Genomic DNA, 19736 nt, shown 5'->3' on the forward strand with positions numbered 1-19736 from the left:
CATTTCCTATAAAAACACGTATGAATCAAATGACGAAATATCATATCAACCAGGTTGATAGTCCTTTTTGGGCTTTCGCCATACATGATGGGCATCAAATTGAAGAAGAACTAATGCCGTACATGCGGCTTTCGGAAACTGAGCGCTTGCGTGAAGAAGACCCCTTTACCGCAGCAATGGCCGAATTACCCATCAACCAATTCATCGTTGGAAGTTCAAGATTTCAATTAGACATCAATAGAAATTTGGAAAATGCAATTTACCTGACGCCAGAACAGGCTTGGGGACTGCATGTATGGAACCAGTTACCCGAAGCGGAAGTCAACCGACTCCAAAAAGAGCATGCCATGATCTATCAGGAAATAGAGGCATTAATCGAAAGGACCATCGCTCAATTCGGGTTCTTTTTCATCTTTGACATACATAGTTACAATGCGAAACGCGAAGGCCCGACGGAAGAGATCGATAAAGATGCCAACCCGCAGATAAATCTGGGCACAGCATTTATCCAACCGAAGTGGCGTCACCTGATCGACCTGTTCAGCGAAAGTTTTCAGAAAGAAAGCATTGAGGGAGAGACGATTGATATACGAGAAAACGTTAAATTTAAGGGAGGTTATCTCAATCAACACCTTAACAGCCAATTTGGGCAGTCGGGTTGTGTAATCTCTATAGAGTTTAGAAAAGACTTTATGGATGAATGGACAGGCGTTCCGGACCCCAGCAAAATTACTGCCTGCAAGCAACTGTTATTGAACTCGTTGAAAACTCTAACGCATTATTTCGAAAATGACCGAAAAGAATAAACCACTACAGAGGATTCTAAACGCTATTAACAAGCGATCGGCTATTCATTACCAAATTCCAAATGTTGGAAAGTTTATCTTCAACAAGATTGTTCCCTATATTTTCATATATCGGGTACCTGAGTTGGAGAAGCGCGACAAGATGCTTGTCGATTTGGCAAAGACAGAAAATGCAAGTATCGTCTGCAAATCATCGGGTTTTCCATTGGAAGAGTGGATACGCCCAATTGCGCAAAAGCTTGCTGAAGAGTTTGGCGCCTGCTTGCTAATTGAAGTATGGATTGCAGATGACAAGCAGAAAGACGATATAGAAGTCCATGTAGCTCAAAAAGATCTTCTAACCTTAGCTGAGTACCTTGAAAAAAACATTCGCTTAGAAGCGCCTGAAATACGCGTAGGCATTGAGAAGGATCAGCATATCCCCCACCCACCTGAGACGAAACAACTGTTTTCCAAAAAGGAACTGCAAAACAAACAAATCTTACTGATGGGTATCTCCATCAAACAGAACTATCTTGACGAAGCCGACAATGTGCTGCCTTTGTTGATGCGGATTTATAGAGAGTCTTTGGCGAAATCTCTGTCCCGATTGTTTTTCGAGTTTCTACGGGTCTACACCCACCTCAATGCTACGGCTCAACGCATCAATGTGCATCAGGAATTGACACCATTAATGGTTGAGATCGACCAAGCATTGGCTCAAGAAACAAAGAAGTTCGACTTCCTGCTCATGGTCACTCCGCTCAATGCGCACGAAGCCTGGCTACAGTTTAAGAAAGACAAGTTCTGGAAGACCCCAAAGTTCCTCTATCGACCCATGCACGTCGACCCAGACCTCGTTAAACGTAGACTTTACAACCTACGAATCGAGGATATATACGACCCTACGATGGCCTACATCTTTCGGGACAAACGCGCCGAGCTCGACTCCATGATCACCATGCTTGCCGATCGTGGTAAGGAAGATTTCCTTCATGGAAGTTTACAGGTATTTGGAAACGTTTCGGAGAAACTATACAACTCTGCGCTGGCGCTCTTGATGATGACAGAGCCCGAGGAGGTCGCTAAGAGATCGGATGATATTATCTCGGCAAATGATTTCGCGAAAATGGCACGTGAGGAAATTCGATATTTACAAAAACAAAATACCGAATTCAATAGCCCTGTTCGGGTTCGGGAAGATATTTCAGGCGTCATGGTCAACCGTGGAGCCTTGAACATCAGTCAAGAGTATAAACTTACCCGCTCAAGGGCGATGGCATTGATCCAACATGAAATCGGGACACATGTAGTCACTTATTTCAATGGTCGCCAACAGCCGCTCAATCTGTTCAGTCTGGGTGTACCGGGATACGAGGAGCTGCAAGAAGGTCTAGCCGTGCTGTCAGAATACATCGTCAATGGGCTGAACAACGATAGACTTAGAATTATTGCCGCCCGCGTGATTGCTGTTCACCATATGTTATTGGGAAATACCTTCACCGATACCTTCGACATGCTCGTCGATCAATACCTTTTCCTCCCGGAAACAGCTTTTAACTTAACCATGCGAGTATATCGTGGTGGTGGCTTAACGAAGGATGCGCTTTATCTGAAAGGGATCATCGAGTTGTTAAACTACATCAAAGAAGGAAATGAGGTCGATCTGTTGATGATGGGTAAGATCCGAAAAGACTACCTGCCCATTATCAAAGACTTGCTGCAACGCGGTGTCTTGATACCTCCAGCGATTATACCACGCTATATGTCTGCCGATTATAAACCCAAATGGCAGGAAGTAACTCAAAAAGGATCCATATTTAAACTAGTAGAATAATCTAATCCGATTGTATATATGAAAATTGCATTTTTAATAAATCAAACACATAAGGAAGAGGAAAAATTTACCACCACTATCCTTGCGTTGAAGGCACTCGAAAGAGGACACACGGTAATGTATATTGGGCTTGCCGACTTTGTCTATGAAGACGAACAGCGCGTTCTGGCTCACTGTAGAATCGTCGAGCCAGAGCAGCAAATTGATACCGGCGATAAGTTGATGAAACATCTTAAAGATGCCAAAAAGACTTTGGTCGACCTCTCTACGGTTGAGGTATTATGGCTGCGCTTCGACCCGACCTTAGATATGATCAACAGACCTTGGGCTGCCGCAAGCGGAATACAGTTTGCTCAATTGGTGAAAAAGAACGGTGGATTTGTAATCAATGACCCCGATAATCTGGTGCAGGCAAATAATAAATTATATCTAGAAAACTTCCCGAAAGCCGTTCGTCCAAAAACAATGGTTACTAGAAATCACGAAGACATTCTACGTTTTTTAGAGGAGCAGAACGATAAGATCATCCTCAAACCATTGAAAGGCTCGGGTGGAAAGAACGTATTCATGATTAAATACGATGAACGACAAAATCTAAAGCAGACTGTTGAAGCGATTGCTCGCGACGGCTATGTGATTGCACAGGAGTACCTTCCAGAAGCTCATAAGGGAGATATACGTTTCTTTTTGATGGATGGTGAGCCTTTGGTTGTCGATGGTGTTTATGCTGCAGTACAACGTGTGCAACCGGAAAATGAAATCAGAAGCAATATCCATCAGGGAGCTACCGCACAGGTGGCCGAAATAACCGAGGATATCTTGAACCTGACGAAACAAGTTTCGCTGACCCTAAAGAACGATAATATGTATTTAGTAGGCTTAGATATCGTAGGCGATAAAATCATGGAAGTCAATGTATTCAGTCCCGGTGCGCTCTACCATGCGATTAAACTTGGAAAGAAAGACTTTGCCGGAGCAATCATTGCAGACCTAGAAAAAAGAGTTGAAAACTTCTATGCAGCAATAGACGCTGATTAGATTACTTCTCAGTAACCGTCTCCTCCGTCGTCAATGGCGCGGGGGGGATTTCATCCACATTCCTTTCTATTTCTTTCGTTTCTACATGCACAGCAAACTCCGAAGGCTCGATACTGACGCCTTTGTAGGTGGCATACTCACGAGTAAATACAGCTCCAAAATATAATATAGCCGCCGTATAGTAAACCCAAAGCAAAATCAACACAATAGATCCTGCAGCTCCATAAGTGGTTTCCGTATCTGAATTTTGAAGATATAAGCCGATCCCAAATCGACCGAAAATAAAAAGTATAGCCGTAAATAGCGCTCCGGCACGAACCGTTTTCCACTTAATATTTACATCTGGTAAGACCTTAAAGATCACAGCGAACAAAACGAAAGTGATACCGAAGGATAATAAGAAATTAATGGCATCCATAACGAACACTGTAATATCTGGAAAGTAACGAAGCAAGCGATCGGTCAGTGTTAAGATTACGCCGTTGACCACTAATGTAACAACCAATAAGAATCCCAAACCAATCACTAAAGATGAGGATAATAATCTATCGGTAATCAACTTCAACCATCCCTTTTTAGGTTTTGCGCGAACATGCCATATTTTGTTGATGGAGTTTTGTATATCCCCGAATACTGTAGTTGCACCAATAATCAAAGTAACGATACTGATGATGAGTGCTAGTGTTGATTTACCGGAGAGTTCTAAGTTCTTGATCACTTCCTGAATTTGGCGTGCAGCACTCGCACCTACCAAACCGTTCAATTCTGTAAATACTTTTCCCTTTATCGCTTCCTCGCCCAAAAATATGCCCGCGAGAGAAATCATCAAGACCAAGATAGGTCCTAGGGAGAATATAGTATAATAGGCTAACGAGGCACTGTATTTCAAACTATCCTCGTTCATAAACCCCATTACAGAGTTCTTCAATATGCTAAAACTGTCTTTAAAGAATTTGGATTTCTTTTTCTCTTCCATGTAAATAATTGTTTTTTCTTTATGAGTTAACAGGCGGCTATAGAAATTGTTTTGAAAATCCCCTTCTAGCCTATCCGACGTGAATTTATCGCATGTGCCCACTCTCCTTTCCCACAACGGCCGCATTGATCCTTGCAAGATTGCAATGTCGATTTCACATTACCACAAAACAAACAAGCAAAGGGTCCTCCATCCTCCAACGAGGTAATCTTATACTGATTATCTGGAAATAAGGGCAGCCCAAATCTAACTTCCTCATCGGCATAATATAGCACGCTCATGGTTCCATCAACCTCTAATAAAGCAACACGAACTTGCCCCAGGTGCTCGATCGATTGATTGCGCAACTCTGCAAAGAACTCCATTCGCGAGAAATCACTATCGTGTTCTTTCTTGACTTCAAACATCCCATCCTTAACAACGCACATGGGCTTTCCCTCCATCAACTCATTAAAAAACTGATTCTTCTGCGTCAACCAAGTGATGAACTTGTAGAAAAGGATAATTGAGAATAAAACAATGAAACCATAGAGTATAGGAATATCCTCTTGAAACATCGGATCTCCCGCAGCAGAACCCATGGCAAGAATAATAGCCACCTCGAACAAAGTCAGTTGCCTGACACCCCTTCTACCCGATAAGCGCAGTACAATCAGGATGATGAGAAACATCATCAACGTCCGACTAATAATCTCTAAGATGAAGGAGAGCTCCACATCCTTCAAAAAGATACTTTGGATATCGATCATAGCATATTGTTTTTTCTATATCAGGAACATTTAATCCCTCAGAAGGTTTTAACTAGCAGACCGAACCTTTTCGGAAGTGGATTGTTTTACTATCAGAACAACATAAATTAAGATGAGCAAGAAAGAAACCCTACAAGAAGAAGAAGAAAAAAAATACCCAAAAGAAGAAGAAACAAAAACGGATGTCGAACATGATACCGGAAAACGTCCGGAAAAGGATACCAATCCTTTGCCACCGAATCCGAATAAAGTCGATGATCACGAATAAGCAACGGGAAAGCGACTAGTTCGAGACAATATTCTTTGTTAAGTTAATCAAACCCCTATCATAGCCCTTTCATAAGGGTTCTGATAGGGGTTTATATTGGGTTAGCATTGGGTTTGAAAGGGAATTGAAGGGTAGATGGTAGTTAGATTTTAGATATGAGACATTAGATATTAGATTGTTGGAACCAGTAAAGGAAGGATGAAAGGATTCGCAGGATCGGGTCTAATGTCTGTTGTCTGATGTCTAATATCTAGTCTGAACCAGGAAAGGAAGGATAGAAGGATTGGCAGGATCGGGTCTAATGTCTGTTGTCTGATGTCTAATATCTAGTCTGAACCAGGAAAGGAAGGATGAAAGGATTGGCAGGATCAGGTCTTAAATCTAATGTCTAACATCTGATATCTAAACCTTACCTTTACTCTGAAAATTATGAAGAATAAAAACCTAGCCGTTCCTGCTGCCTTAGCATCGATGATATGCGTTCAAGGCGGTGCTTCCCTTGCGAAAAGATTATTTCCAGCATTAGGTGCCATTGGCACTAGTACGTTAAGAATTGGGTTGTCGGCGGTTATATTGTTCTTTATCAATCGGCCGAAGTTCAGCAGCTTCAGCAAAAAGCAATGGCTTTATTGCGCGATCTATGGATTGGGGATTGCTGCGATGAACCTCATTTTTTATATGGCTATTCAGCGAATACCCTTAGGACTCGGCGTGACGATAGAATTTGTCGGCCCTTTGTTTTTAGCATTGGCGCTTTCGAGAAAACTTTTGGATATCGTATGGGCATTATTAGCCTGCACAGGAATATTGCTTATTGTTCCATGGGGAACGGGAAATATTGATCTATTGGGACTGTTTCTTGCTTTTCTAGCGGGCGCTTTTTGGGCACTTTATATCATTATGGGCGGCAAAGTTTCTAAAGTGATGGATAGCAAAGATGCAGTATCCACTGGAATGTTGATTGCAGCGGCCTTTATCATCCCTTTTGCAATTTGGGATGGTCAATTGGCTAAGATTACTCCAATGTTGTTTGCTCAAGGTCTTGGAGTTGCTATTTTATCGAGCGCATTGCCCTTCTCCTTGGATATGGTCGCTTTAAAACAATTGCCCGCTAAGACCTTTTCCATTTTAACGAGTCTTCAGCCAGCCTTTGCTGCTTTATCAGGTTTATTATTTCTACAGGAGACCTTGACGGGCTTGCAATGGCTGTCTATCGCCTGCGTGGTCATGGCGAGTATAGGAACTACCCTATTTAGTCGTAATCATTAATTCTTTAGGGGTAGCAACTTTCCGTCTTGGCGAATTTGGTAAACCTTTCTCTCTACCGTAGGCACTTCGGGGAAGTAATTCCAATGCGCTATGCTTAGCTTCTCTTTTTCAATCAGGCTGATTTCGCGGATTGCTGAATCGGCAATCTCATCATATGCAATATCCATCTGATCGACTATTTTAAGCGCCGTATTCAATAATAATAGTGTAGTATTCAGTTCGTGCTCTCCCACTGGATAAGTCACAACCAAACCGGTGATATCATCAGAAAACTTTAGTTGATAACGGATTCTTACATCCTGCTCGCTTTGAAATTCTCCTTCGAATTTTAAAGCTTTGATCAATGCCGGATTTGAAATTCCGTCATCCTTGTAATTATCAAAATTGGTCGAGTCGGTATAGGGTAGCGACTTCTCCGGGATAGCTGTTAGATCGATCGCCGTACTTCCCCCCTGAGGGATATCCCGAACATTGGTATCTAGCTTTGGCAATGTTCGCGCTGTATCCTTAATTTCTTGTGGCTTTTGGCCCGACTGGCAGGATAAAAGAATGAACATCAGTATTGAGGCGAATAGGAAACTTTTCATCGACTATATTTTTAAAGCAGTACGATATTAATAAAATTACTCGAACATAAAGATTAGATCATATTTTATTTACACTATACTGAGGTATATCGGAGTACCAAAAGAAAGGGCTGCCAAAAAAGGCAGCCCTCGCATATATGGTATTTTTAATTGTTCTTACTACGTATGTTTAACGTCCATTTCGTCAACATAGTCTTCGTTCATCACGAAATCTTCAGTCATCAACTCTTCGTAATTTGTCTTTTCTTTCTTACCGAAGCGTTTTCCGATACTGTCGAATATCGAGTACACGACAGGAACCACGACTAAGGTTAAAAGAAGGGATGATAAAAGACCCCCGATAATTACGATGGCAAGACCTCTGTTCATATCCGCACCATCACCTGTCGCCATCGCAATTGGAATCATACCGAATACCATCGCAATAGTGGTCATTAAGATTGGACGAAGACGAGCGTGGTTGGCTGCAACTAAGGCATCATGAGTGCTATCACCATGTTCTTTACGGTGGTTTGCGAAGTCAACCAATAAGATCGCATTCTTCGCCACCAAACCAATCAACATGATAATACCTAAGATGGTAAAGATGTTCAACGATTGGCCGGTTAAAGCTAATAGTAATAACGCTCCGATGAATGATAATGGAATCGAGAACATCACGACGAAAGGCGTAGAGAAACTGTCGTATAGAGAAACCATTACTAAGTAAACTAACAAGATAGATGCTAGTAAGGCTACCCCTAAGGTACCGAATCCTTCTTCCTGACTCTCCATGTTACCACCCCAGATATAAACTACTCCTGGTTTGCGCTCTAGTTTTTCGAATTCTGCCTGCCACTCACCTGCCACCTCACCTAATGTACGTCCTACGATAGATGCCTGAACAGATACTGCCGGCGATTTATCACGACGCTCCAATAAGGTTGGACCTGAGCTGTAGCTAACTTCTGCAAACTGCTCTAAAGAAATTGGCGTTCCTTGTTGATTGATGAACTTCAAGTTTCTTACGTCTGCAATATTCGAACGGCTTGCTTCATCGAAACGGATATTGATATCATATTCGTTGTCACCAGCACGGAACTTATTGTCTGTATTACCCGAGAATGCAGTCTGCATGGTCATACCTACAGTCGCTACATTAAGACCTAAAGAAGTCATTTTCTCACGATCTACTTTTACGTTGATCTCTGGGTTACCACTTTCAGAAGATAACTTCACGTTGGTTGCACCAGGAACATTGCGCAATAATGCAGCAGCTTTCTCCGCAAACTCACCAGCGTCCTTAACATCCGAACCGATGATCGTGAGCTTCAATGGTGCTTGCTCCGCTCCCATTAAACCCATGTTTACTGATTTTACCTTGGCACCAACCAGTTTATTTTCCAATTCACGTTGTAATACCGCAGCATAAACCTTAGAGTTTTCTGTATAGGTATCTTTCATGATCACGTGGATCTCTGATTTATAACGAGAACCTGATGTAGACATTACCCCATCGGATGACTGACCTACCGACGTAATGATACGCTCAACATCTGGCTTAGCTAAGATAATAGCCTCTGCCTTTTGGGTTAAGAAGTTAGTTTTCTCTAACGATGCGTCTTTCTCTAATTCCAATTGGATCAAGTACTCACCCTTGTCTGATGCTGGGAAGAAATCGGAACCGATATATCCCATACCCACTAAACTACATGAGCCTACGAATAATAAGATGGAAAGACCCAAGGTAGCTAATTTTGTACCTCTGCTTTTCAAACACCATTCTAGGATACCTGTAATCCAGTGTGTGAATTTTGTTAGTCCAGCTTCGAAGCCTACGATAATGCGTCCGAAGAAAGACTTCGCATTAATATGCTCCAATTTACCGAAGCGAGAGTATAACCATGGCACGACGGTGAAGGAAACCAATAATGATAGTAAGGTAGAGATAATAACCGTTACACAGAACTGCGCAAGGATATTCGCTACTAGACCTGTTGACATCGCAATCGGCAAGAACACCACCACAATTACCAACGTAATCGCAGATACTGTAAATCCGATTTCTTTTGCTCCGTCATAAGCCGCGCGCACTTTATTTTTACCCATCTCCATATGGCGGTGAATATTCTCGATAACAACAATCGCGTCATCGACAAGGATACCTACCACAAGAGATAATCCTAGTAAGGACATCAAGTTCAAGGTATAGCCCATCAATAATAGACCGATAAAGGTTGCGATCAATGATAATGGAATGGCCACCATGGTAATCGCCGCATTACGCAAGCTATGTAAGAAGAACAACATGATGAAACCTACTAGGGCAACCGCAATCATCAAATCGTGCATTACGTTGTTTGCCGCATTTAAGGTATAGTCTGTCGAGTCGTTCGCTACTAATACTTTGATGTTATCTGTGGCGTAGTCTGTCTCAACCGTTGCAATAGTTTCTTTTACCAATTTTGATACTTCTACCGCGTTGGCATCCGATTGTTTGAAGACCTGCAATAAGATCGTATTCTGTTGATCTAAGCGCGCAATTTTCTCAATCTCTTTGATACCATCTTGTACGTCGGCAACATCGCGTAAGAAAATCGTAACACCAGTAGGTGTCGTGATCGGAAGGTTTCTCAACTCTTCCACATCCGTTACTTTACCCGCCAAACGAATAGTCGTTCTGCTGTCGCGTGTACTCACATTACCTGTAGGGAAGTCTAAGTTAGATTGTGCAACAACTTGCTGAACCTGACCAATAGAAAGTCCGTAACCTTCCAACTTCTGTGCATCCACACTGATTTGGATCTCACGTTCCTCACCACCGATTAAGTCTACCTTTGCCACACCATTAATACGTGCGAAAATAGGCTGAATCTTGTTATCTAATAAGTCGTATAGTTGTTTCTCCGATAGATTTGACGTTACGGCCAAACTCATGATCGCCACGTCATCTAGTGAGAATTTGTTCAACGACGGAGGATCTACGTCTTCTGGAAGGTCTTTCAGAATCGTATTGATCTTACGCTGTGCATCCGTCAAGAGGAAGTTGACGTCGGCTCCATCGTTCAAGGTAATCATCACGACAGAAACGTTCTCCATGGAAGTGGATTCCAACTTCTTGATATTCTCTAGGGAGGAAACGGCATCCTCGATCTTTTTGGTAACCGTGTTCTCCACCTCCGTAGGCGATGCCCCCGGATATACCGTTTGGATCGTAATTACGTTTACCTCAAATTTTGGTACTAACTCATACCCCAATTGGGAGTATGAGAATATCCCACCCAAGGTCAGTATTATAAATAATACGATGATCAGACTGGGACGTTTTATCGATATTTCAGTAATCTTCATGTCTTATTTTTCGTAATAGCACAAATTATTTAATCACTTCCACAGGAGCTTGGTCGATCAAGTTGATCTGACCTGAGATGATCACTTGGTCGCCAGCAGCTATTCCGCTAGTTACTTCAATCTGATCACCAAAGCTTCTTCCTGATGTTACTTTTGTCTCAATGGCTTTGCCATTTTTCAATACGAAGATTTTATTGTCAGAGATACTACCAACAAATGCTGTTCTTGGAACTACTAATGCTGATGCTGTACCTTCGCCCCCAAATACTGCAGTACCATACATACCAGCACGTAGATCGTTGTTAGGATTGTTAGCAATCTCGATTTCAACTGGGAAGTTTAAGCTACCATCTGATTTAGGAGCAATAAAAGTAATCTTACCGCTGAATGTTTTATCTACATATACACTAGCCAATACTTGAACAGTTTGTCCAACACGTAGAGTAGCAACGTTCTTCTCGTCAACATTAACACGTAACTTCAAAGTGCTTACATTAACGATATCAAATGCTGGTGTACCTGGGCTTACATAAGCGCCTGGTTCGATTTTACGAGAATTTACGATACCACTTACTGAAGTTTTGATTGTTACATCACCCGCAGTTAATTTGGCACTCTTCAAGTTGTTCTTTGCATTTTCAAATTGCAAACGCATTTGATCAACTTGTTGTTGCGTAACACCACCTGTTGATAGTGCGCTCTCGTAGCGTTGTAATGTTGCTCTGGCGTTGTCATATGCAGCCTGTGCGTTAGCGACATTTACGTTTAGCTTGTCACCTTCGACTACTGCTAAAGTCTGACCTGCTGATACACGAGAACCTTCATCTACCAAAACACGTACTACGCGACCGCCAGTTTCGGCAGCAACGGTAACTTCTTGTTTCGGCATAAAAGTACCGTTCGCTTGGTAAGCTAAGCTCATTTGTTGGTTAACAGCTGTATCGATACGTACTGCAACCGCTGCATTTTTCTGTGCTACCACAGCAGTTTCTTGCTCCACTTTAGCCTTATTCTTGTTTAGAATATAGAATATACCCGCTAGGGCTAATGCAATGACTATAATTGTTATTAAAGCGCGTTTCATAATGAGTATTAAGAGTTGTGATTATTCGTTTACTAATGTTTTTAAGTTTCCGTTCGCTTTGATCAACTGGATCTCAGCAACTTTGTAGTTTAACAGCGAAGTGTTCAAGTTATTCTGCGCATCGGATAATGCATTCTCTGCGTCTAATAACTCCGTCAATGTGGCTAGGCCGTTTCTATAGTTATTATTGGTATCATCTAATACCTGTCTTGCTAAATCGACGTTACGACGATTGTTATCAACAGTCAACAAGCTATTTCTAATTTGTGATTTCGCATTCTCGCTAGCTAGGTTCAAACCTAATTTGGTATCCTCTAGATCAACTTTAGCTTTTAAGATGTCTACATTTGCTTGATTAACCTTTGCACGCGTAGCTCCACCATTAAAGATTGGGATAGTTAAATTCAATCCTAAAGCAGAGAACTTCGACGTATTAGTTTTATCATTGAAGATTGGGAACTGAGGACCGAAACCCACATAACCTAGATTACCCGTAAATGCAAGTGAAGGATAGAACTCAGAGATCTTAGCTTTCTTATTCAGCTCCAACAATTCGATCTGTTTTTCCAACACTTTAACCTCAGTTCGAGCATCCACATTGTATTGCTCTGCTGCAACATTCACATCCACATCAAACGTTTCCTTTGGCAATTCAATATCTTGTCTGATATCCATTCCGATAGCAAATTTCAACGCGTTCTCACGAAGTTGTTGCGCATTGATCAACTGCTGCTTTTGTGCTAACATATTGTTGATGGCAACCTCTGTACGATCAAGGTCAATTTTCTTCATCAAACCAGCGTCAACTAGTCCTTTAAGGATGTCGCGAGTCTTAGTCGTATTATTTAAGTTGGTTTCCAAAGTATTCAATTGCAAATCCGATTGGAAAACCTCGTAATAAGCATTTGCTACTTTTTCAATCAACTGTTCATCTGTCAATTGGTCGTTGATTTGGTAAAACTCACGTGTAGTTTGTGCCGCTTTCAAGCCTGTGAAAAGTGATTGATTAAATAATTGTTGATTCACCTGTACTACTGCTTGGGAATTCCACGGCTGTCCGAACTCAGCAACGATGGTATTCACCGTTCCGGTAGCCTGATCTGTCATCGTGATCACGTTCTTTTGAATCATCGGATTGTAGGTCAATGATCCCGATCCGTTAATTTGCGGAAGTGCCCCAGCGCGCACCTCATCGATTTTGTATTGCGCATTCGCGAGATCCAGCTTGGATTTCTTTGCCTCCGCCTTGTTCTCCAATGCAAACTTTACAGCCTCTTGAAGAGTCAAGGTTTCCTGCGCATGTAGCATAGAACCTGAAAAAATTCCTGCTAATAACAGTGTGATTATATTTATCCTTTTCATTTATGTGTAATTCTATTTAATTTTTCCTGCAAATATCAACTTCGTCGCTCGAACCTGACTCGCCAATATCAGATCTACATTCTGCTCATTAGGGATGCCGGTGATAATATCCGACACGGTATGCAAAATACTTACCCCTTTTGTCAATTCTACATAGGCTGCGGCGGCATCCTGCGCGTCTGCCAGTTCCACCTCCCCCGCTGCAATTGCTTTTTCAAACAAATGAGCGATACATTCGCTGTCCCGTGTGTAAAAACTTTCCATGGTACACTGAATGTCCATGCCTTTCAACCAATCTAAATTCTCGGCAATATGAAGCACATAATACTTTCTTAAAAATGAAGCTCTCATTTCCAGTATGCCTACTAAAGTCTCGATTAGATTACCTTTGTACTTATTGATAAGCTTAAGCTCGTCTGCATGTATTTCATCGATTACATAGTGCAAAACCGCTAAAATAAGGCTGGTTTTGTCGGGGTAATAGTAATACAGATTTGCTTTGGTAATTCGCAAATCATCAGCAATCTCGTTCATGGTGGTCTTTTGAAAACCAAAATGCGAGAAGCGTTTTAGCGCTGCTTCGATGATCTGATCCTTACGATTTTCCATTTCTCTCCTTTTTTATCTTTTGACTTTTTTCAAAAATTGTTCAAAAGTAAAGAAATGATAGCAAATAATATCATCCCATTGTCAAAAAAGTGATTCTTAACACTTTCTTAACGCCAGCAATGGATTATACGATAAAATGTAGCGGAAAAACTAAAGAATCATTAGTCTTGAGAAAATTGTTTGTGGAACTTTCTTTTGTCAAAAGAGTACAGTTTGGCTGCTCTATAGGACACTCCCTTTTGATATTCGTTCAACTCCTTAAGGTAACCTAAGTTGTTGATCTTTTTCCGGAAGTTACGTTTATCGAGCTTTTTATTCAGAATGGACTCGTAGACTTGTTGAAGTTGAGTGAGGGTAAATTTGGTAGGTAATAATTCGTAAGGAGCCGTTGAGTATGTAACAGACTTCTTTAATCTTTCTAAACTTAGCGTAATAATATCACGATGGTCAAAAGCCAATTCCGGTAGTTCGGATACAGGGAACCATTTTAACTGACGCATATAATCTGACGTAGGCGCAATTTTATTTTTCACTTCCTCCATTTGTACCAAAGCCATGTAAGCAACTGTGAGGATTCTACCCTCCGGGTGTCGCTTCACACCAGCAAATGCTGCCAATTGATCCATATAGATGTCTTTTAGGCCTGTCATCTCCAATAAAATACGAGAAACAGCGTCTTCCATTTCTTCATATTTGTTGACAAAATAGCCGGGTAAAGCCCACCATTCTTTATACGGATATTCGTTTCTCTCTGCTAAAAGTATTTTCAATTGACCTTCATCGAAACTAAAGATCACACAATCAATGGTAAAATGCGTCTGCAAAATCTAAATTTATTTATTTGATTAATATGGATTATTCGATAATCCTAACAATTATATAAATCAACAAACAAATTACCAAAAAAATTTAATAGTGTAAGAAATACACATTATATTCGTAAATCATAAAAATAGAGGAACCTAATGAATAACATCAGAAGAATTGGAGTTTATACTTCTGGAGGTGATGCTCCGGGTATGAACGCTGCCATTCGAGCCGTCGTCAGAACTGCATTATATCATAATTTAGAAGTTACAGGAATATACAGAGGATACGAGGGGATGATAGAAGGTGACTTTAAAAACTTAGTAAGCCGTTCGGTAAGCTCTATCCTACAAAAAGGCGGAACGATGCTGAAATCGGCACGTTGCCCCGAATTCAGAACACCAGAAGGTCGTAAGAAGGCTTATGACAATATTAAAGCGGCCGGTATCGACGCATTAGTTGCCATTGGTGGCGACGGTACTTTCACCGGTGCCGAGATATTTTCTAACGAATATAACATTCCGGTAATGTGCATCCCTGGTACAATCGACAATGACCTCTATGGTACCGATTATACACTGGGCTTTGATACAGCGAACAATACGGTTATCGAATCAATCGATAAAATAAAAGACACCGCAGCATCACATAATCGATTATTCTTCGTTGAAGTAATGGGCAGGGATTCAGGAAGTATCGCCTTATACGCTGGTGTTGCTGGCGGTGCTGAAGCGATTATGCTTCCGGAGAAGGATACGGCCATCGATGAACTGATCGACATGCTTGCAGTTGCTAAAGATCGAAACAAAACCTCGATGATCGTTATTGTTGCAGAGGGTGACAAAAACGGCGGAGCCTATAATGTAGCGAAACGTGTGAAAGAAAAATTTGATTTTTATGACACAAAAGTTAGTATATTAGGACATCTGCAACGTGGGGGATCACCAAGTAGTTTTGATAGAATATTAGCAACCCGTATGGGCTATTTTGCAGTTAACGAACTGCTAAGAGGCAATACTCGTGGGACTGTTGGTATCCGAGGCAGTAAAATCACCTCAACCAGTCTAGAAGAAGCGCTTAGAAATAAAGAGTTTAAGCTAGACGAAGAACTGATAACTATTTCCGAAGTAATGAACATTTAATCTATGATAGCAGTAGTATATAGCGGCTCTAGATATGCCGATTGGCGATTAGCAGAAAAAGGAAGAATATTGCACGGTTTCCGAACAACCGGTATAAACCCCTATATACAAGACGAACGCTTTATCCAGCAGCTACTCAATAAAAATACCCAACTGATCAACAATGCCGAGCGAATCCGTAAGATCTATTTCTTTGGCGCCGGTGCTTCTTCGCGCGAGCGACAACTGAAGATTGAAAAGGCATTTATGCAATTCTTCAAGAATGCGAAGGTAAAAGCGAGCCATGACGTGTTGGCCTCTGCTATTTCAACTTTCGGGAACGAAAAAGGCATCATCGGTATCATTGGTAGTGGATCTAACGCTGCATATTATAGCGGAAGAAAAATTGTCGAGAACAATTATGGCCTTGGATACATTCTAGCAGATGAGGGGTCTACAAATTGGCAGGCACGTTGTGTGTTGAAAGATTTCCTAACAGAGGCTATGCCACAGGGGTTCCGAGAAAAATTGCTTAGAAAACATAATATAGACAGAAAAACAATATTAGATAAAGTGTACAACACGCCCAATCCAAATATCTTTTTGACTTCCCTGGCGGACTTCTTCCTAGATAATAAGGAAGACCCTTACATGGAAGGCATCATCAAGAGAGGATTGGACATATATGTAAAAACCTACTTGGTTCCTTTATCAGAATCTTATCCAGATGCAACCTTAAATTTTACAGGATCAGTAGCGAATAATTATTCAGAATGGCTGAGGGAGATCGCAGATGATTATCATCTGAACGTGGGAACAATCATTCGTGAGCCTGTACAGAACCTAATAAAATATTATTTAAATAAAAATTAGTTAAAATGAAAATTGGAATTAACGGATTTGGCCGTATCGGTCGTTTAGCTTTCAGAGCTGCTGTAAAACGCAGCGATATTGAAGTAGTGGGCATCAATGATTTAGTAGAGCCTGACTACTTAGCATACATGTTAAAATACGATTCTACTCATGGAAAGTTCGACGGTACAGTTGAAGTAAAAGACGGTCACTTAGTTGTAAACGGTAAAACTATCCGCGTTACAGCTGAAAAAGACCCTGCAAACTTGAAATGGGATGAAGTTGGTGCTGAAGTTGTTATCGAATCAACAGGTTTCTTCTTAACAAAAGAACTAGCACAGAAACATATTGATGCTGGTGCTAAGAAAGTAATCATGTCAGCTCCTGCAAAAGATGATACTCCTACATTCGTAATGGGTGTGAACCATAAAGATTTAAAAGCAGAATACAACATCGTTTCTAATGCTTCTTGTACTACAAACTGTCTTGCGCCTTTAGCAAAAGTATTGAATGATAAATTCGGTATCGTAGAAGGATTAATGACGACAGTGCATGCTGTTACAGCTACGCAAAAAACAGTAGACGGACCTTCAGCGAAAGACTGGAGAGGTGGACGCGGTGCTTACCAAAACATCATCCCTTCATCGACAGGTGCAGCAAAAGCAGTAGGTTTAGTATTACCGGAATTAAAAGGTAAATTAACTGGTATGTCATTACGCGTACCTACAGCTGACGTATCTGTTGTTGACTTAACAGTACGTTTAGAGAAAGGTGCTTCTTACGAAGAAATCAAGAAAGCGATGAAAGAAGCTTCGGAAGGTGAATTAAAAGGTATCTTAGGATATACAGAAGATGATGTAGTTTCTACAGACTTCTTAGGCGATGAGCGTACGTCTATCTTCGACGCTAAAGCTGGTATCTCTTTGAATGACAACTTCGTGAAAGTAGTATCTTGGTATGACAACGAATGGGGTTACTCAAACAAAATCATCGACTTAGCACAAGAAGTTGCTAAGTTAAGCTAAGCTTTACACAAAGCTATTAAAATACAGAAGCTGTCCCAAAAGGACAGCTTTCTTTGTTATGTGGATTCTACAATTAAGGAGAATCCATTTTTTGTCGACTCTCCTTCTGCTTAAAGCCCTTTCAAACCCAATGTAAACCCAATTCAAACCCCAATCATAACCGCTTCGAAAGGGTTGTGATTTGGGTTAGATTTGGGATTAAAATGATAGTGAGCCATAGCAGGTCTGTTACATTCCTAAGGCTACTCAGGTATAAGACCAAAGAAAAGCGGTGCTACCGTTTAGGATAGCACCGCCTTTCTTTACTACTATTATTTATAATCTTAATTCTCTTTCATAAGGAAACCACCGCCCAATAAATCATCGCCTTCATAGAAAACAGCGGATTGACCCGGCGCGATACCCTTTACGTTATGCGTAAAATCTACCTGCATAATGTTTCCGTGTTGCGTCAAGGTAGAAATTGCACCAGCATCCTTATAACGGATCTTGGTGACGGCTTCCATCGGTTCATCGATTGAGGCATATTTCACTAGGTTGATATCACGTACAAACGCTTGCGAACGCTCTAATTCATGTTCTTCGCCCAGCATAACAGAGTTGCTTTCTGGCAAGATCTGTATAACGAACATTGGTTTGCCCAATGCGATACCTAAGCCTCTGCGTTGCCCGATCGTGAAATATGGATAACCGATATGTTGACCTACTACCGTACCGTCCGATAGAATAAAGTTTCCAGGACCGATTTCTTGATCCAGGTTTGGTTTTTTATGTCTTAAGAACGAACGGTAATCGTTGTCCGGTACAAAGCAGATTTCGTAGCTTTCAGATTTGTTTGCAATTTCGTGTTGCCCCATTTCTAAAGCCATCTGACGGATCTCGGCCTTCGTAAAACTTCCTAACGGAAATTGCGTGCGCGCAAGGTTCTCCTGCGATACACCCCACAATACATACGACTGATCCTTATTTTCGTCTCTACCTTTAGAGATTACATAACGACCATTGTCGTGCAAACGGATATTCGCGTAGTGCCCTGTTGCTATAAATTCGCAATCCAGCTTATTGGCACGCTTTATTAATGCTTCCCATTTGATATGGGTATTACATAACACACAAGGATTTGGCGTTCTTCCTGCGATATATTCATCCACGAAGTTATCAATAACATAGTCACCGAATTCATCGCGGATATCTAGAATATAATGAGGAAAACCGTAGTTTACGGCTAAGGTTCTGGCATCGTTAATACTATCTAAGCTACAGCAACCAGTTTCCTTTGAAGAGCCTCCTGAACTAGCATAATCCCATGTTTTCATCGTTATACCGATGACCTCATATCCTTGTTCATGAAGCATGACCGCCGCTACCGAGCTATCCACCCCGCCACTCATGGCTACCAAAACTCTTCCTTTTTTACTCATATTAATTTATTGAAGTGCAAAGATACCGTAAAATGGGGAATACCAATGTTTATTTGATGTAATTTTATCTCAATCAAAATCAACCATTTGCTAAAAAGGTTTAAAAATATTAGAACAAAAGTTTTAGAATTCGAAAAAAGACGGTACATTTGCAACGCAAGTTCGGTAACGGAAGTGCAATAAAAGGTGCCATAGCTCAGTTGGTAGAGCAAAGGACTGAAAATCCTTGTGTCGCTGGTTCGAATCCAGCTGGCACCACCAAAATCTGACAAGTAACAGATTCCAAACAAAAACTTGAAAAGGTGCCATAGCTCAGTTGGTAGAGCAAAGGACTGAAAATCCTTGTGTCGCTGGTTCGAATCCAGCTGGCACCACAGAAATCCCCAATCTCACCCGATTGGGGATTTTTTTATGCCTTTTTGCCTATCTTGGTCTTATGAAACGTCTCCTAACCCTCCTTTTTCTTGTTACCTTTCAACTTCATGCGCAAACTCAGGGATCAAGCTGAATTCTTGGGGGGAATGTTAAAAATTTCTTAGTTTAGCGTCCTTAATACAGATATCCCTTGCAAGAAGCCGAACGTAAATTACTATCCCTATTGATGCCCGAAGGGCTT

17 protein-coding genes and 2 tRNA genes are annotated in these 19736 nt (G+C 41.2%); 10 read left to right on the top strand and 9 right to left on the bottom strand.

The window, feature by feature from the left end:
• The first annotated feature begins 29 nt into the window (after positions 1-29).
• Genes B2400_RS16720 through B2400_RS16730 form a run of 3 tightly spaced genes read left to right on the top strand, consistent with a single transcriptional unit; the run spans position 30 to position 3660 of the window.
• Positions 30-806, top strand: coding sequence for an N-formylglutamate amidohydrolase (locus B2400_RS16720; RefSeq protein WP_293935135.1), 777 nt, complete (start codon positions 30-32; stop codon positions 804-806).
• Positions 790-2622: a flavohemoglobin expression-modulating QEGLA motif protein gene (locus tag B2400_RS16725; RefSeq protein WP_260040774.1), complete on the top strand. Its 1833-nt coding sequence runs from the start codon at positions 790-792 to the stop codon at positions 2620-2622. The genes B2400_RS16720 and B2400_RS16725 overlap by 17 nt, the downstream gene beginning before the upstream one ends.
• Positions 2623-2640: 18 nt before the next feature.
• Positions 2641-3660, top strand: a complete 1020-nt coding sequence (locus B2400_RS16730; protein WP_149526671.1) for a glutathione synthase — start codon at positions 2641-2643, stop codon at positions 3658-3660.
• A 1-nt stretch (position 3661) separates the two neighbouring features.
• On the opposite strand, the gene B2400_RS16735 is transcribed toward B2400_RS16730, so the two are convergent.
• Positions 3662-4636: a YihY/virulence factor BrkB family protein gene (locus B2400_RS16735; protein ID WP_293935139.1), complete on the bottom strand. Its 975-nt coding sequence runs from the start codon at positions 4634-4636 to the stop codon at positions 3662-3664.
• A 65-nt stretch (positions 4637-4701) separates the two neighbouring features.
• Positions 4702-5385 carry a DUF421 domain-containing protein gene (locus B2400_RS16740; RefSeq protein ID WP_293935142.1) on the bottom strand — a complete coding sequence of 228 codons (684 nt, stop codon included), beginning with the start codon at positions 5383-5385 and terminating at the stop codon, positions 4702-4704.
• A 112-nt stretch (positions 5386-5497) separates the two neighbouring features.
• Between B2400_RS16740 and B2400_RS16745 the strand changes: the two genes are divergently transcribed.
• Both B2400_RS16745 and B2400_RS16750 read left to right on the top strand, forming a co-directional pair.
• Positions 5498-5653 (top strand): hypothetical protein, encoded by a 156-nt coding sequence (locus B2400_RS16745; RefSeq protein WP_187773869.1) that lies wholly within the window; start codon positions 5498-5500, stop codon positions 5651-5653.
• A gap of 429 nt (positions 5654-6082) precedes the next feature.
• Complete coding sequence (locus B2400_RS16750) at positions 6083-6922, top strand: EamA family transporter (RefSeq protein WP_293935145.1); 840 nt, start codon at positions 6083-6085, stop codon at positions 6920-6922.
• On the opposite strand, the gene B2400_RS16755 is transcribed toward B2400_RS16750, so the two are convergent.
• The 6 genes from B2400_RS16755 to B2400_RS16780 all read right to left on the bottom strand — a co-directional run bounded on the left by B2400_RS16755 (position 6919) and on the right by B2400_RS16780 (position 14718).
• Entirely contained in the window at positions 6919-7509 is a 591-nt protein-coding gene (locus B2400_RS16755; protein ID WP_293935148.1) for a hypothetical protein, read from the bottom strand. The genes B2400_RS16750 and B2400_RS16755 overlap by 4 nt on opposite strands.
• Positions 7510-7668: 159 nt before the next feature.
• A complete protein-coding gene (locus B2400_RS16760; protein WP_260040780.1) occupies positions 7669-10839 on the bottom strand; it encodes an efflux RND transporter permease subunit in 3171 nt (1056 codons plus the stop codon).
• A gap of 25 nt (positions 10840-10864) precedes the next feature.
• Positions 10865-11923 carry an efflux RND transporter periplasmic adaptor subunit gene (locus B2400_RS16765; RefSeq protein WP_293935152.1) on the bottom strand — a complete coding sequence of 353 codons (1059 nt, stop codon included), beginning with the start codon at positions 11921-11923 and terminating at the stop codon, positions 10865-10867.
• Between the two features lie 21 nt (positions 11924-11944).
• The gene (locus tag B2400_RS16770) at positions 11945-13285 is read right to left on the bottom strand and encodes a TolC family protein (RefSeq protein ID WP_293935154.1); all 1341 of its coding nucleotides are present in this window, start codon (positions 13283-13285) and stop codon (positions 11945-11947) included.
• A gap of 12 nt (positions 13286-13297) precedes the next feature.
• Positions 13298-13894, bottom strand: coding sequence for a TetR/AcrR family transcriptional regulator (locus B2400_RS16775; RefSeq protein WP_293935157.1), 597 nt, complete (start codon positions 13892-13894; stop codon positions 13298-13300).
• A 161-nt stretch (positions 13895-14055) separates the two neighbouring features.
• Positions 14056-14718, bottom strand: a complete 663-nt coding sequence (locus tag B2400_RS16780) for an NUDIX hydrolase (protein ID WP_149526681.1) — start codon at positions 14716-14718, stop codon at positions 14056-14058.
• 141 nt (positions 14719-14859) lie between these two features.
• On the opposite strand from B2400_RS16780, the gene pfkA reads away from it, so the two are divergent.
• The 3 genes from pfkA to gap are packed head-to-tail and all read left to right on the top strand — an operon-like array spanning position 14860 to position 17699.
• Positions 14860-15843, top strand: a complete 984-nt coding sequence (gene pfkA / locus B2400_RS16785) for a 6-phosphofructokinase (RefSeq protein ID WP_149526682.1) — start codon at positions 14860-14862, stop codon at positions 15841-15843.
• Positions 15844-15846: 3 nt separating this feature from the next.
• Positions 15847-16695, top strand: coding sequence for a hypothetical protein (locus B2400_RS16790; RefSeq protein ID WP_260040786.1), 849 nt, complete (start codon positions 15847-15849; stop codon positions 16693-16695).
• A 5-nt stretch (positions 16696-16700) separates the two neighbouring features.
• Complete coding sequence (gene gap, locus B2400_RS16795; RefSeq protein ID WP_149526684.1) at positions 16701-17699, top strand: type I glyceraldehyde-3-phosphate dehydrogenase; 999 nt, start codon at positions 16701-16703, stop codon at positions 17697-17699.
• 323 nt (positions 17700-18022) lie between these two features.
• Here gap and mnmA read toward each other — a convergent pair whose 3' ends face one another.
• Complete coding sequence (gene mnmA / locus B2400_RS16800) at positions 18023-19120, bottom strand: tRNA 2-thiouridine(34) synthase MnmA (RefSeq protein ID WP_149526685.1); 1098 nt, start codon at positions 19118-19120, stop codon at positions 18023-18025.
• 185 nt (positions 19121-19305) lie between these two features.
• Between mnmA and B2400_RS16805 the strand changes: the two genes are divergently transcribed.
• Together B2400_RS16805 and B2400_RS16810 are read left to right on the top strand one after the other, a co-directional pair.
• Positions 19306-19381: transfer RNA gene (locus B2400_RS16805), tRNA-Phe, on the top strand.
• Positions 19382-19421: 40 nt separating this feature from the next.
• Positions 19422-19494: transfer RNA gene (locus B2400_RS16810), tRNA-Phe, on the top strand.
• Positions 19495-19736 lie beyond the last annotated feature (242 nt).

This window comes from Sphingobacterium sp. UBA6645 (assembly GCF_002455685.1).
Classification (GTDB): domain Bacteria; phylum Bacteroidota; class Bacteroidia; order Sphingobacteriales; family Sphingobacteriaceae; genus Sphingobacterium; species Sphingobacterium hotanense.

Bases quoted from the DNA above. Each gene is read 5' to 3' on its own strand.
- B2400_RS16740 (WP_293935142.1), bottom strand. From the start codon at position 5,385: ATGATCGATATCCAAAGTATCTTTTTGAAGGATGTGGAGCTCTCCTTC.
- B2400_RS16790 (WP_260040786.1), top strand. From the start codon at position 15,847: ATGATAGCAGTAGTATATAGCGGCTCTAGATATGCCGATTGGCGATTA.
- B2400_RS16770 (WP_293935154.1), bottom strand. From the start codon at position 13,285: ATGAAAAGGATAAATATAATCACACTGTTATTAGCAGGAATTTTTTCA.
- B2400_RS16760 (WP_260040780.1), bottom strand. From the start codon at position 10,839: ATGAAGATTACTGAAATATCGATAAAACGTCCCAGTCTGATCATCGTA.
- B2400_RS16775 (WP_293935157.1), bottom strand. From the start codon at position 13,894: ATGGAAAATCGTAAGGATCAGATCATCGAAGCAGCGCTAAAACGCTTC.
- mnmA (WP_149526685.1), bottom strand. From the start codon at position 19,120: ATGAGTAAAAAAGGAAGAGTTTTGGTAGCCATGAGTGGCGGGGTGGAT.
- B2400_RS16745 (WP_187773869.1), top strand. From the start codon at position 5,498: ATGAGCAAGAAAGAAACCCTACAAGAAGAAGAAGAAAAAAAATACCCA.
- B2400_RS16725 (WP_260040774.1), top strand. From the start codon at position 790: ATGACCGAAAAGAATAAACCACTACAGAGGATTCTAAACGCTATTAAC.
- gap (WP_149526684.1), top strand. From the start codon at position 16,701: ATGAAAATTGGAATTAACGGATTTGGCCGTATCGGTCGTTTAGCTTTC.
- B2400_RS16750 (WP_293935145.1), top strand. From the start codon at position 6,083: ATGAAGAATAAAAACCTAGCCGTTCCTGCTGCCTTAGCATCGATGATA.
- B2400_RS16720 (WP_293935135.1), top strand. From the start codon at position 30: ATGACGAAATATCATATCAACCAGGTTGATAGTCCTTTTTGGGCTTTC.
- B2400_RS16765 (WP_293935152.1), bottom strand. From the start codon at position 11,923: ATGAAACGCGCTTTAATAACAATTATAGTCATTGCATTAGCCCTAGCG.
- B2400_RS16730 (WP_149526671.1), top strand. From the start codon at position 2,641: ATGAAAATTGCATTTTTAATAAATCAAACACATAAGGAAGAGGAAAAA.
- pfkA (WP_149526682.1), top strand. From the start codon at position 14,860: ATGAATAACATCAGAAGAATTGGAGTTTATACTTCTGGAGGTGATGCT.
- B2400_RS16755 (WP_293935148.1), bottom strand. From the start codon at position 7,509: ATGAAAAGTTTCCTATTCGCCTCAATACTGATGTTCATTCTTTTATCC.
- B2400_RS16735 (WP_293935139.1), bottom strand. From the start codon at position 4,636: ATGGAAGAGAAAAAGAAATCCAAATTCTTTAAAGACAGTTTTAGCATA.